The sequence below is a fragment of the Nonlabens sp. Ci31 genome, assembly GCF_012974865.1.
Classification (GTDB): domain Bacteria; phylum Bacteroidota; class Bacteroidia; order Flavobacteriales; family Flavobacteriaceae; genus Nonlabens.
The window spans coordinates 2,899,393-2,913,816 of record NZ_CP043633.1 but is presented as its reverse complement, the minus strand read 5'-3'; the positions used below and the strand labels follow the sequence as shown (position 1 = coordinate 2,913,816).

Annotated in this window: 12 protein-coding genes; 9 read left to right on the top strand and 3 right to left on the bottom strand. The window is 35.7% G+C overall.

Annotation, left to right across the window (positions count from 1 at the left end):
* Positions 1–322: 322 nt before the first annotated feature.
* On the bottom strand, positions 323–4,978 hold the full coding sequence (locus tag F0365_RS12800) for a LamG-like jellyroll fold domain-containing protein (RefSeq protein WP_169934051.1): 4,656 nt from the start codon (positions 4,976–4,978) through the stop codon (positions 323–325).
* Between the two features lie 361 nt (positions 4,979–5,339).
* A complete protein-coding gene (locus tag F0365_RS12795) occupies positions 5,340–6,569 on the bottom strand; it encodes a glycosyltransferase family 4 protein (protein ID WP_169934050.1) in 1,230 nt (409 codons plus the stop codon).
* Positions 6,570–6,771: 202 nt separating this feature from the next.
* On the opposite strand from F0365_RS12795, the gene F0365_RS12790 reads away from it, so the two are divergent.
* The 9 genes from F0365_RS12790 (at position 6,772) to F0365_RS12755 (ending at position 13,634) form a co-directional block, all read left to right on the top strand.
* Entirely contained in the window at positions 6,772–7,536 is a 765-nt protein-coding gene (locus tag F0365_RS12790) for a ParA family protein (RefSeq protein WP_169934049.1), read from the top strand.
* Positions 7,537–7,541: 5 nt separating this feature from the next.
* Complete coding sequence (locus F0365_RS12785) at positions 7,542–8,438, top strand: ParB/RepB/Spo0J family partition protein (RefSeq protein WP_169934048.1); 897 nt, start codon at positions 7,542–7,544, stop codon at positions 8,436–8,438.
* On the top strand, positions 8,431–9,015 hold the full coding sequence (locus F0365_RS12780; protein WP_240961655.1) for a DUF5683 domain-containing protein: 585 nt from the start codon (positions 8,431–8,433) through the stop codon (positions 9,013–9,015). Before F0365_RS12785 ends, F0365_RS12780 begins: the two co-directional genes overlap by 8 nt.
* A 1-nt stretch (position 9,016) precedes the next feature.
* A complete protein-coding gene (gene dapB, locus F0365_RS12775) occupies positions 9,017–9,718 on the top strand; it encodes a 4-hydroxy-tetrahydrodipicolinate reductase (RefSeq protein WP_169934047.1) in 702 nt (233 codons plus the stop codon).
* A gap of 40 nt (positions 9,719–9,758) precedes the next feature.
* A complete protein-coding gene (lepB, locus tag F0365_RS12770) occupies positions 9,759–11,423 on the top strand; it encodes a signal peptidase I (protein ID WP_169934046.1) in 1,665 nt (554 codons plus the stop codon).
* 3 nt (positions 11,424–11,426) lie between these two features.
* Positions 11,427–12,035, top strand: a complete 609-nt coding sequence (locus F0365_RS12765) for a WbqC family protein (protein WP_169934045.1) — start codon at positions 11,427–11,429, stop codon at positions 12,033–12,035.
* A 10-nt stretch (positions 12,036–12,045) separates the two neighbouring features.
* The gene (locus F0365_RS12760; RefSeq protein WP_169934044.1) at positions 12,046–12,894 is read left to right on the top strand and encodes a DUF1853 family protein; all 849 of its coding nucleotides are present in this window, start codon (positions 12,046–12,048) and stop codon (positions 12,892–12,894) included.
* A 120-nt stretch (positions 12,895–13,014) separates the two neighbouring features.
* The gene (locus F0365_RS16675) at positions 13,015–13,143 is read left to right on the top strand and encodes a hypothetical protein (protein ID WP_262889008.1); all 129 of its coding nucleotides are present in this window, start codon (positions 13,015–13,017) and stop codon (positions 13,141–13,143) included.
* The gene (locus tag F0365_RS12755) at positions 13,143–13,634 is read left to right on the top strand and encodes a Dps family protein (RefSeq protein WP_169934043.1); all 492 of its coding nucleotides are present in this window, start codon (positions 13,143–13,145) and stop codon (positions 13,632–13,634) included. The genes F0365_RS16675 and F0365_RS12755 overlap by 1 nt, the downstream gene beginning before the upstream one ends.
* An 80-nt stretch (positions 13,635–13,714) precedes the next feature.
* On the opposite strand, the gene F0365_RS12750 is transcribed toward F0365_RS12755, so the two are convergent.
* A complete protein-coding gene (locus F0365_RS12750; protein WP_169934042.1) occupies positions 13,715–14,416 on the bottom strand; it encodes a DUF4290 domain-containing protein in 702 nt (233 codons plus the stop codon).
* Positions 14,417–14,424: the final 8 nt, after the last annotated feature.

Here is a 14,424-nt window from a genome sequence, read left to right as displayed (position 1 = left end):
TTTGGGCGAGCAAAACATAAATGTCTATAATTCAGCATTTAACCATTGTTAACTTTATTTTAAAGTACTGAAAAAGAATGCACTTAGTCGAAATTTAACCTAAAAACATTTGTGCTTTAGCGACTTTATACCCTAAATATTAAAATAGATGTTAACATTTGTTAATAATATTATGCACAAATGTCAATCTTTATGAACTGAAAAGAGATTATCGATGAACTACACCAGTAGTATTACTTATTTAATTCATCTTAATTTGAGATAATACAACAGCCTGTTTACTAGAGCAAACAGGTTGTTATAATTATTAGTGAATCCCTTTTTACTTAATGATTACTTTTCTAGTTTGAATACCGTAATTGGTATTCATTTTTATAATGTAGTTACCGCTTGCTATGGAAGAGGTATCTATTCTAATGATTCCGTTCTGGTCGGCTACATCCCAAACTTTTAACTGTTGTCCTAACATATTGATGATCGTTAGCTCTTCGATTTCTATTTCTACAGATCTCTTGATATGTAACTCTTCTGCATCATTAGGTGTAAACACAATAATGTCGGTAGCGCTTATTTCTAAACTATCATTACTTAAAGTAGATGGATCTGAAAAGGTAATAGAGAAACGATCTTCATAAGTTCCTGCAACCAGTTGTGGGCTGGTATAAGTAGCATTCATAATATTGACATAGATGTTTAATAAAGCGTCTTTGACATATATTTCTTGTGTAGGAGCCACATTGCGTAGAGCGTCTATCTTGATGCTGAACCTGCTGTTGTTATTTACTTTTATAAATAAAGGCAACTCTGTAGTAGCGTCCATAGCAGGTACTCCTTGAATGAGAAGTTTTTCATTAGGTAAGGACCATGCCATGTCATCCATTTGCTCTTCCTGCATTCTTCCATCATAAGCTCTATCAAATCCTAATGTTGTGTTGCTATCTATAGTTACCAACAACTGTCTGTGAATTAAGTTGGAAGAATCAAATCCCAACCTGATTTTAGAACGTGGGTCATTGACTGTATTGATATCTCCAATACTTGAAATAGGGTTGCTTCCTGGAGCAGATACAAATAAACTTTGTCCATCTGACTCTTTTCTAAACTGACGCTGATCGTTTCTAAATCTAATGCTACCGCCATCATTGATTCCGGTGACAAAGAAACCTTGACCTACTGGGATAAATTGTTCTGGTCGCTTTGTTGCTATTCCTCCTTGATTGATATCTGGATTTGAAGTCCCTATGGTAGCACTACCTACTCCGCCAGAGTAGTTATAACTAGCATAACCACCTTGATAGTCTCTTAATATATGTGTGTTTCCTCCCCAGTGTTCCCAAAAATAAACAGTTCCATCTGTATCTGGGTTATCTGAGATAAACTCATGAGCATCTAAGGCACTTGGATAAGGGTTTCCTACCAAGTAGTCATTCCCGTTGTCGATATTTAGATCAATAGCTCCATTATTAGGCTTTCCTACAAAGATATAATTCTGTGTTGCTCCTGATGCTCCTGTTCCTTTCATTGTCCAGGCTTCTCCAGCAAATTGGTTGCTAGTAGGTCCTGCGTATTCCCAATTGGCATACGTATTACTAGTAAGATTTCCATATTTCCATAACCATCTTCCTGAAATAGTTGCAGGTGTGCTAACTGTTCCTGGAGCACCATCTCTTACTGAAGTTGGAGTAAATAGTATGTCTCTTGGAGTGGTTACTAAAGTTCCATCTTTAAGAACTCCCGATATGGTGTATCCATTGTTATTGGTCCCGTTAGTAATCCTACTTACTGGTGAACTCCAGTAGTTGTAATCGTATTGACTAGAAGTTCCTTGTTGATCGATTTCAATCTTTCCTGTTATAGAAGAGATCAAATCGCTATCTGTAGATTGTACCAATTGAGATTCTCCTTGAAGATCTATGGTACCGTCTAATTTTAAGTTATGTGTTATCCTAAGGCCATGATCGCTTTCCATATAAAGATTTCCTAATGGCCCTACTTCCAGTCCTAATAGCGTGTAATCTTTATTATTTGCTGTAATATTTTCATTTACAACTGCAATGTTCCAGTCTATTGATACAGTAGTTCCATTAATGACTCTTGTAGCACCTGGGATAAACATAGCGTTACCGTTACTCCAGCTGCTAACGCTATTCCAGTTTCCATCAGATGTAGACACATAAGGAAGTGGCGCAGTTTGCTCATTGATACTAAAACTATCTGGCTGGATCAAACTACCTCTATGACCGTTTCCTGAAGCATCGTTAAGGTGCGTTCCTATATAGGTATTCATATTGAAATAGGCCTCGAGATCATTATTCCAATTCAATCCAGAAATATCATTTCTACTAACTGTTTCTGGGATAATGGATCCTTTTATACCAGTTCCATCGATCTCAATTTCTTGATTCATCATAAAACGGATCTGATCCTGACTAAGAGCTCTGGAAAAAATCCTGATCTCATCCAAGTTTCCTGAAAAGTTATCGATGATGTTATATTTATCAACATATCGAGAAGCAATACAAAACTTAGCATCATTAGGAACCGTATTGGCAATATTCTGAGTAATATCTTCAATTCCATCTATATAAAGCACTGCTGTACTACCGCTATAGGTAAAAGTCACATACCTCCATACATTATTGCTTAAAGCGGTATTACTAACTATAGTAGAAGTCCCGTTATGGGTCATTGCCACGCGATTGCTATCTGTTATATAGAAATGATACCCATCATTACCTGCTGCTCTTTTAGAAACAATAGTTTTATTGGTACTGCTTGAATTGGAACCATTGGTTTTTACCCAAGCAGAGATGGAGTAATCTCCGCCTAACCCCACTTCGTCATCCATAGCTACATAATCGTTGGTACCGTCAAATAGGATATCCTTAGAGGCAATAACTTCATGAGCAACTCCAAATTTAACATAACGTGTCCCATCAAAATCATAGAAAGCTTCTTGATTGGCACCTACAGTTTCCAGAAATATAGTTTCCACTGCTGTGGTAAAATTATCATCATCGGCTAGTATCATCACATAAGCGTCATTCCCTGTTAATGGCGGTAATGAGATTAACCCCGCTGTTAATACTGATATTTTCACTTCTGGAATATCATTGGCATTTTGGGAAATCTCTTTAAACTTCCAAGTTCGCTCTGTCACCTCTGTAAAGGTCGTTACCAGACTTGGGCCTAAGGTTACTTCGAGAGGAGCTGAAAGTGCTGAAAGTGACGCACGAGTACTCCCCCACATTAAAAAATCACCGCTATCTTCAAAAACACCTGGATTAGCACTGTTAGTAGCATAAATATCTCCTAAACCTACTGTCATAAAAGTAAACGGATCCACACTTTTTGCTTGTTTCTGATTCAATAAAGAACAGTCATCACGACCTATACCTGTTACATTATACGTGTAGCCAGGATCTAATGTTGTGTTCCATAAAGCAAATCCATTAGAATCAAAATACTCACCAGGCACATGCGGCAGTCCTATTGCTGTGACCTCAAAAAGACCTAGGGTTATGCCAAATTTTACCGCTAAATAAGATTCTAAACGTTTGCGATCTGCATCACTTTTGCGCTGTGAAAAGGACATCACCTCCAAAAAATCACCGGTAAAACTAGGTCCAAAAAACTCGGATCTTCCCAACCAATACTTGGAGTTTAAAATATCTTTAAATGTGGAAAGGTTGGCTTCTTCAGTCAAAGACGGATCCAGTGTAACCCCTAAATCTATACCATCTAAATATAAATCCATACCATTACCAGCATCATTGAGTCGTGCATTAAAAATTACTGGACGATCATACACCAACGTAGGGTGAACAATGGCTTTACCATAATCACTTTGAGCTCCTTGATTATAAGCCACAATGTCTGGAGAAGAACCATATCTGGCAGAAGTGTTATTGATAGAAATACCTGTTACATCTTGATTTCTTCCATCGGTTACATAATCATCTCCTAAAAATACATCCTCTGTAGGACGAGAAGCAGATATAGTCAGTGTAGGGTTAATCACGATATATAAATCTTCACTGTAAAAGCCCGACCTACCAAACATAGCATTAGATCCGTCAAAAGAAACTACGGGATTAAAATTAACATTGTTTGTTGAGTTGTCATGATAAGTGGGTCTTTCTGAACCAGAAGACTTAGCATTAGTCCAATCTGGACTGATATTGGACCCGGGAAGTAATGCTGAAGTATTTTCCCACTCACTCACTCGATCTCCATTATTCCATCCCGCAAGCGCTAGCGTTTCTGCATTCAACCAAAGCTCCAGATGGTCATAGATACCAGTACCACAAGTAATATAATTTTTAACCTGTTGAGTAAATCCGACAATTCTGAAATTATCAAATGCGCCACCACGGTCTCTTGTAGAACCATTACTTCCTAAATTAACTCTAAATTGCACGCTATTTTGGTTATCAAATGCTTGAGGTGGTAAATCAATGGAAGCATTGAACCATCCATTGAAATCTCCACTCCATGCGCCTACCATTACAGATATTCTTCCTGTAGCAGCTACGTCATAACTTCTATTATACCAGTTCGTAGCTTCACCATTATATTTTCCTAGCAGGTGCCAGTTAGCTCCACCGTCATTGGTAAATTCTATGTTCATACCATCATAACCCGTCTGAGTGTCAATACTAATATCTAAAGATAAAGTCATTTTATCATAACCGGACAAATTAATAACAGGAGAAGTTGCAGATATATCAGTATTATTTTGATAACGACCGCTTGATGTATTTGAGTATTGATATCTTCCAGAACTACCGGAATGGTAGGAATTAGTACCCCTACTAAAATCAATCCCACCGCTATTTTGATAGGACCACGAATTTACTCCAGCTCCATTCTCAAAATCAGCATTAAAAATAGTTACCTGTCCAAAAAGAAATGCTGAGAAAAATAAGGTAAAAACAGGCAGTAAAACCTTCAGTCTAAAAAAGTTAATTTTATTCATTATTCCAATGTTAAAAATGAGTAACACAAGAATAGAAGATGAAATAGGCAGAGACAAGCTAAGTGTTATGCGCTACATAAGGAAAAAATAATAAATATAAATTAAAATACTGTTTATCATCTATTTACAACTTTAAATATATAAAAAAAAGCTGTAATTAAATTTTCGTACGTCGATAAAATAATCAAATGTTTAATCTTTTCAACAGAAAAGGTTAAAATAAGGTTGTTAAAATAATTACCAATTGGTAACTAATAAACATTTGATAGCTAAATTTAAAGTGTCAATAATTTTTATCGACGAACTACATATTAACAATTTTACTGAGAAAAGTGTAAAAAAAAGTGTGTAAATTAACTTTTTATAACTGTGCTTTTACTCCTATCCATTTACTCAAATATTTATATGCTCTATCGGAGTGATAGTTCAGCATTTTGATAAAAAAATCATCCTTTGACTCGATGTACAGGTCGTTGTCTTTTATCGATACAACTCTATTTAAAAGCGCTTTCGCGAAAGTGTTATAATCATAATTGTCTTTTAATAATTCTTCATTAGTGTCACTGATATTATTCCATTCCGATTCAGATGTATACAACACCACACATTTATGTGCATAATCTAGGGGGTCATTTTCCTCAAAACCGTATAATTTTTCATCGTTAAACATGCCTTCTGAAGCAATAGCGGTCATTGCGACCGGTGTGCAGGACAGCATGGCATCAAATATTTTACCCTTTAAACCAGCACCAAACCTTAATGGTGCCATCAATACTCTATATTTTTTTAAGGTGTCCATAGCACTTGGAGCAAATCCTTTTATAATAAATCCTTGTTCCTTATTGTGAAGTTGGTTGATCTTCTCATTTTGGTAGGCTCCGTAAATATGAATCTCTACACCCGGCAATTGTTTTTTAATGCTAGGCCATATATCCATCTTCATATGTAAAACCGCATCATAATTAGGACGGTGTAGGGAATTGCCTATCATTATAAAATGTCTTCGCTCTTGAAAACTAGGAAGGCACTTATCTTTTTTTTGATATTCAGAAGTCTTGAATAAAAAAGGCACGTAAATCAACTTGGAATCTGGCACTTGAAATGTCTTCTTTAATAAGGCCATTTCTACTTTGGAAATAATAATACTCAAGTCACACCTATATATAGCTGCAATTTCTCTCATAGCAGTTTCATTAAATACATTTACCTGTTCCCTATTCTTAAACGCCTCTTCCCTAGCCTTTCGTAAAAAATGAAGATCTTCTGTATCCAATATATGAATAGCTTTGGGAACATGTTCTCTACAACGCCATCCATATTGCTCTTCGGTCATAAAACGATCGTACAATACTATATTTGGTTGCAATTCTTTGACGTAATCGTCAAAACTAGAATCGTTGAGGATAATAGACTTTTCGATTATATGCAAAGCATTCAAATCCTTAGAAAATTCAGATTTTGTTGCGGCACATGAAAAGTGAATTTGATATGCGTCTTCTTGAAAAACCCTGAGCAACTGTATCATCCTATACCCTGCAGCTGTTGTGTTAGGCTCTGGCCAGTTTTTTCCTATAACGAGTAATTTTTTCATAAAGCAAAGTTAGTTCTTAGATCTTACTAGATCGATAAATTGACCTGTTGCAATAAATCATTTATTAAAGTCTGAAGCTCCAAATCAATGAAATAAGTGCAAATACCTACTTGCTAACAAAATCTTGTCAACCTAATTATAGAATAGAGCCTAAAATCCGCCGTAAAATATTTACTTTAGCGTTTTAATTTATAAATCTTCCATGGGTAAAATAATTGCTATAGCAAATCAAAAAGGTGGTGTAGGAAAAACAACAACGGCAGTTAATCTTGCAGCCTGTTTAGGTGTTTTAGAAAAGAAAGTTTTACTCATTGATGCTGACCCTCAGGCAAATGCGACTTCGGGTCTAGGAATTGATGTAGATACCATAGAACAAGGGACCTACCAACTCATAGAAAACTCTGCAAAAGCTGAAGACTTAATTATCAAAACAGCATCTCCTAACGTTGATATTATTCCAGCGCATATTGATCTTGTTGCCATAGAAATAGAACTCGTAGATAAAGAAGACCGCGAGTACATGATGAAAAAAGCCTTACAGAGTATAAAAGATAGCTACGATTACATTATAATCGATTGTGCTCCATCTTTGGGTTTGCTCACATTAAATGCACTCACCGCGAGCAATTCGGTATTAATTCCTATTCAATGTGAATACTTTGCCTTAGAAGGATTAGGTAAATTACTGAACACGGTAAAGAGTGTACAGAAAATACATAACGCAAACCTGGATATAGAGGGTTTACTGCTTACGATGTACGATAGCAGGCTGCGACTTTCTAACCAAGTAGTAGAAGAAGTAAATCAACATTTTGAAGGCCTTACCTTTAAAACAATCATTCAACGTAATGTGCGTTTAAGTGAAGCACCATCTTATGGAGAAAGTATTATTAATTATGATGCATCTAGTAAAGGGTCAGAAAATTATTTGAGCCTTGCCAATGAACTCATACAGAAAAACGCCTAAGCAATATGGCCAAAGCAACTAAAAAACAAGCACTAGGAAGAGGTTTATCTGCTCTTTTAAAAGACCCTAGTAACGATATCAATTCTACCTCAGATAAAAATGCAGATCAGATAGTAGGTAATGTTATTGACCTTTCTCTAGAGGACATAGACATGAACCCTTTTCAACCTAGAACTAGTTTTAATGAGGAGCAGTTAAGAGAACTGGCTTCTTCCATCAGAGAACTAGGTGTTATACAACCTATAACCGTACGTAAAAAGGGGTTTGGTAAGTATGAACTCGTTTCTGGAGAACGCAGGTGTCGCGCTTCTAGGCTTCTAGGAATGAATACCATTCCTGCTTATGTGCGTATTGCAAATGACCAAGAATCTCTTGAAATGGCACTGGTGGAAAACATACAGCGTCAAGATCTTGACCCTATTGAAATTGCTCTTTCTTATCAAAGACTTATTGAAGAGATCGATCTTACTCAAGAACAAATGAGCGATCGAATTGGGAAATCTCGTAGCGCCATTGCCAATTACCTACGTCTGTTAAAATTAGATCCCATCATACAAACTGGTATGAGAGATGGATTTATTTCTATGGGACATGGTCGCGCCTTGATCACGGTAGAAAGTTTAGAACTACAGCTAGATATTTATCAAAAGATACTCAGCGATGGCCTTTCTGTGAGAGATACTGAGAAAATGGTAAAGGAATTAAAAACAGAACCGCTTTCGCGAAAGCCAACTAAAACCAATTCCTTACCAGAGCATATATCTAAGCAAACAAAGGAATTAAACGATTTACTAGATACTAAAGTAACCACTACCATGACAAATTCTGGCAAAGGTAAAATAACTATTTCTTACGCTTCCAAAGCTGATTTTGAACGTATCGTAAAGTTGATCAATGAGTAAAGGTTTTTTTTACATATTACTTTTTTTGGGAACATTAGGTTTTTCACAAAACACAACAGATCCTGGTCCTAATTTTGACAGCTTGCTCGTCGCACAAGACAGTGTTGCAACAGTTTATGATGCCAACAGACCTGCAAAAGCCGCTTTTTATAGCGCTGTCATACCTGGTCTAGGACAAGCTTACAATAAACAATACTGGAAAGTACCTCTAGCACTCGCTGCAGTAGGATTACCCATTTATGCTTACACTATTAACGATAAAGAATACAACAGACTCAGAGATGCCTTTAGAATAAGACTTGCTGGTGGAACAGACGATGAATTTTCAAATGAAAACGGCACACCCATAATAAGCACAGAAGGGCTAGAAAGAGCACAACGTACCTCACAACGCAATAAAGAGTTAAGCATCTTAATAACTGCCGCTCTTTATGTCATACAAATAATAGAGGCTAATGTAGATGGGCATTTGAGCCAATTTAGCGTGGATCGCAATTTGAGCTTCTTACCTTATATGGATTATAATACTCTGGCCATTGGCAATACCTACGGCTTTAATTTAAGCTACACTTTTTAATATGAAAATAGCATTATTAGGATATGGTAAAATGGGCAAGGCTATTGAAAAAATAGCACTAGAACGCGGTCATAATGTGGTTACTAGAGTAGGTCGCAACGATTCCATGGAAGAAATTACAAAAGCCGATGTAATTATTGAATTTACAAGTCCCGAAAGTGTCATGGGAAATTTAAGATATTTGATTCCAACTCAAATACCAATAGTATGCGGTACCACTGGATGGAATAAGCATCTTCCTGATATTACAAAGCTGGTTTCTAAACATAAATCCAGTTTGGTATATGCTTCAAATTTTAGTCTAGGAGTGAATATATTCTTTGAGCTCAATAAGAAATTAGCTCAAATGATGAGTTCGTTTAAAGAATATGATGTAAAAATGAAGGAAATTCATCATACAGAAAAGAAAGATGCCCCTAGCGGCACTGCTATTACTTTATTTGATGGACTTTCAGAAAGCGCAGGGAAAGAAAATTGGCATTTGGGTCATACGTTAAAAAGCAACTCTGTACCTATTGAAGCCGTGAGAGAGAATGATGTAAAAGGAACACATAGTGTTACCTATCAAAATGAAATAGATCGCATAGAAATTATTCATACGGCACAAACTAGGGATGGGTTTGCACTAGGAAGTATCATTGCCGCAGAGTGGATTACTAATAAAAAAGGAATATACACGATGAAAGATGTATTAGGATTGTAACACAACCTAAACACTTTTATCACATTACAACATATCAATTATGAACTGGACAGAATGGTTAATCGTATTTTTAATAATCCAGCTGGTACATGGATTAGGAACTTGGAAAATGTACGTAGCTGCTGGTTACGAGGCATGGCAAGCATTTGTTCCTGTTATTAATGCGGTTATTTTGATGAAAATAATGAACAGACCTTGGTGGTGGACCATTTTATTGTTCCTACCGGTGGTAAATATCATGATGTTTATCGTCATCTGGGTAGATACACTGAGATCCTTCGGTTACAATAAAAGATTAGATACTATTTTAGGTGTTAGTAGCTTAGGTTTCTATAGCTATTACATCAATTATACGCAGGTATTAAATCACATAAAAAACAGAGAATTAAATCCTAGAACGGCTGCAGGAGAATGGACCAATTCTATTCTGTTTGCTGTTATAGCTGCTACCATTGTACATACTTATGTGATGCAACCTTTTATTATTCCTACTTCCTCGTTAGAAAAAACTTTGCTTACTGGAGATTTCCTTTTTGTCAGTAAGTTTCATTATGGTGCAAGATTACCTATGACACCTATCGCTGCTCCTATGGTTCATGATACCATTCCTATTTTGGGTGTAAAGAGCTATCTAGCCAGACCCCAACTGCCTTATGCGAGAATTCCTGGCTTTCAAAAAATAGAACGCAATGACATAGTCGTTTTTAACTATCCTACAGACACCATTAATTCGTACCCTAATGATGATGGTAAATTTCATTACAAGCCTATTGATAAAAAGTCCAACTATGTAAAGAGATGTGTAGCCATCGCTGGGGATACCATGTCTATGAGAGATGGAGATATCTTTATCAATGGAGAAAAATTAATACTTCCTGAACGTGCAAAGCCTCAGCATTCTTATGTCTTAGAAACCGATGCTGTATCTCAGACAGATCAAGAAATGATTTTCCCTGATGGGAGTAAATTGACAAGAGAAGAGTTTTTCTTTACCTATGACATTACCGATGGGTTTCAATTCGGTTCTCATTTAAAAACGGGTAGGCCAGCCTTTTTTGTGAAGGCTGCTACAGAAGAAGCTATAGAAAAAATAAAAGCTTCTGGACATGTTATCAATGTAGAACGGCAAAACAGAGACATAGGAAGGCCTATGAGTATGGCTTTAAGAGACCTAGAGGATGAAAATTCCTTATACATGAGACCTAATGTTTTTCCGTATGACGGGAGAACATCTAATAATGCAGATGATAGAGATCCTTTCTTAATTCCTGCCGAAGGAATGACCACAGACATAGATTATAAGAACATCCCTTATTTCGAAAGAATTATCGAAGTTTATGAAGGCAGTGAAATGGATACATTTAATGATGTTACATTAAAAGGAAATCAGGTTTTATTAAATGGCGCACCACTCACCTCTTACACCTTTAAGCAGGATTACTACTGGCTTATGGGGGATAATCGCGACAACAGTTTAGACAGCAGGTTTTGGGGTTATGTACCCTTTAATCACGTAGTTGGTAAACCTGTATTTGTATGGATGAGTTATGATACTAATAAATCATTTCCTAGTGGTTTTAGGTTCGAAAGAATGTTTACCACCGTAAACGGATCTGGACAACCTACTTCCTACTTAGTTTATTTTCTTGTTGTTGTGGCTGGATATTTTATAGTAAAAAGAATTTTAAAAGGAAGAAGTAAATAAATTATGAATGGAATCATTATTCATCCATCGTATTTTGTGGATGTGATAGCACTCGTTCATATCCATAAATCTTCTAGCCTTGTATTAGAAACCCAAGATAGTTATGTTAAACAGACCTATCGCAATAGAACTTACATCGCTGCAGCAAATGGTAAACTTGCGCTTAACATTCCTATCATACATCAAAAAAAAGGGGGGTCTGTACCCTATCATTCTATTGAAATAGATCATTCACAAAATTGGGCAACCACTCATTTAAAAAGTATTAAAAGTGCTTATTACAGTAGTCCTTACTTTGAATATTATCAAGATGACCTCGAGATGCTTTTTAAAGACATTCCAACTTCTTTAATGGAATGGAATATTAAAACACTTTATTTTTTGTTAGAACACTTGCAACTGCATAGAGAAATAAAGAGGACTCAACAATATCAAAACGATCCACTAGCAAAGCGATTAATTGATGCTAAAGACAAACCTGTGATGTGTTTAACCCAATATATACAAGTGTTTCAAGAAAAGCATGGTTTTACGCAACCTCTAAGTGGTCTCGATGTATTATTTAACTTAGGTCCGGCTGCTGGTGCTTTCCTAAAAAGCCAATCCCGTTAACTATAAATTCATGGAGAGTAACTTTGCACGTTTTAAAGCTTTTTATAAAACAGCAAGCTTGTGGTCTGGAAAGTTACTAGGATTAGAACAATTTGGATTATCAAATTTTAATTTTGATCATCTAGAGCATCAAGAATCATTAGACCTACCCATGATACCTCAAGGAACTTTATTGGGTAAAAGAGCCGAATACTTTTTCAAGTTTTGTGTAGAGCAATCCAATAACTATCAATTATTACTATCTAATATTCAAGTATTTAAAGGAAAAGTAACCATGGGTGAGTTGGACTATATCATCAAGGATCAACGTTCTAACTCCACTTTACATATAGAATTGGTTTATAAATTTTACATTTATAATCCTACAATCACAAGTACGGAGAAATCAACTGTCCTTCAAGAGCTCAACAAATATCAAGGTCCCAACGGCAGGGATCATCTGGTAAGGAAATTAGAGCATCTTAAAAACCATCAACTACCATTGCTCTACACTGCAGAAGCTGTGGAGCTATTAAAGAGTCATGATATTGCTGTAGAAAATATCAAACAACGCGTTTGTTTTTTGGCACATGTATTCATACCACATCAATTATGGGATCATAAATTTAAGTACATTCATAAATCGAGTATTGTCGGTTATTATTATAAGAGTTCCGCTTTCGCGAAAGCGGAAACTGAAAACACCTATTTCCTTCCAGAAAAATATGCGTGGAAAATGACACCACAGGAATTACCTGCATCCTATACCTTCCATCAAGTTCTATTACTTACTTGGGAAAGCTTAGACAGAGGCTTTGCACCGCTGCTCTGGATGCAACTAGAAGACAAGAGTTTTGAAAGCTTTTTTGTTGTTAAATAATTTCCTTTTAGCTGATAGATTCACACTATATCAGGATTTACCCTATTTATTTGTGATTTTATAAACATAGTTTAACTTCAATTTCTTAAAGTATGGAAGTATGTATTGTTACCTTTAAGCATGGAAAAGAAATTTGAAAGAAAGACGGATGATCAACCATTGACCAGTTTCGGTGATCGAAATGTGGAACACAGGGATCTTGATTTAGAAAAGACAACAATCAAAGACAAACAAAAAACATCAAAATAATGAATTACTTAAACTTCGATTTAGAAAAAGCAAAACACACCAGTAAGGAACTTAATATTCTATTAGCTGATTATCATTTATACTATCAAAAATTAAGAAATTACCATTGGAATATTGTAGGAAAATCATTCTTCGATTTACATATTAAATTTGAAGAAATGTATGACGATGCCATTATAAAAATTGATGAAATTGCAGAGCGTATTTTAACTTTAAGATACCAACCTACATCCAATTATAGTGATTATTTAAAACTTTCTAATATAAAGGAAACCAAGTCAGAATTATCTGATATAGAAATGGTGAATAATCTAATAGAAGATCATGGTAGTCTTCTTTCTCAAATGTCAAAAGTTGTAGCAACAGCTGGAGACTGTGATGATGAGGGTACGATTGATTTAATAGGTGCTTATATACGGGAATTAGAAACTACTTCATGGATGTTAGATGCTTGGAGAATGAACTCTGAAGATACTAGAAAATCTATTTAATCTAGCATACTTATTACAAAGTAAAAGTCCCATTTTATAACTAAAATGGGACTTTTTATGAAGTTTAAAAAAAAAGAAACTTAATTCCTTCTCCTTCTGTTGCTATTGCTATTGCTATTATTATTGCTATTACTACTACTTCTTGTGTTCTTTTTACCTTGCTGGCGCTTATTGTTATTGTTATTGGTATTAGAACGGCTCGTACTTGTATTGCGATAAATCAGCGCCTTAGACTCTAAAAGGTCTTCTTCTTTTGCAGCAAGGTTGATCTCCCCTTCGCTTAATTCAAAGAGGTGCTTAAAAATAACCGCATCATCTACAGAGTCTTTATTCCAATTTAGGAACGATTTCTTCATGTGGTTTGCGATAATATAAGCGAGAGCTTCTCTTTTCTCTCCCTTTTCCCATCCTAGAGCAACATTGATCATTCCCTGGATATTATTTCCATAAAATCGGTAACGAGGTCTTTTTTGAGGGTAAGACATTCTTGCTGGTCTGGCCGCAAGCTCTTCTCTATCAGGAATAGGATATGGGGAATCTACGTCTAAATCAAAATTTGCGATAACAAATAATTGATCCCATAGTTTGTGTTGAAAGTCGGCAACATCTCTTAAATGTGGATTTAAATTACCCATCACACCTATAATAGCGGTAGACATCTTATTGCGTTCTTCCTTAGTTTCTAAGGCTCTGCAATGTTCCACTAACTTTTGAATATGTCTTCCATATTCTGGTATAACAAGCTGGTTGCGCTCTGTATTGTATTCTAATGATGATATCAAATTGAAAT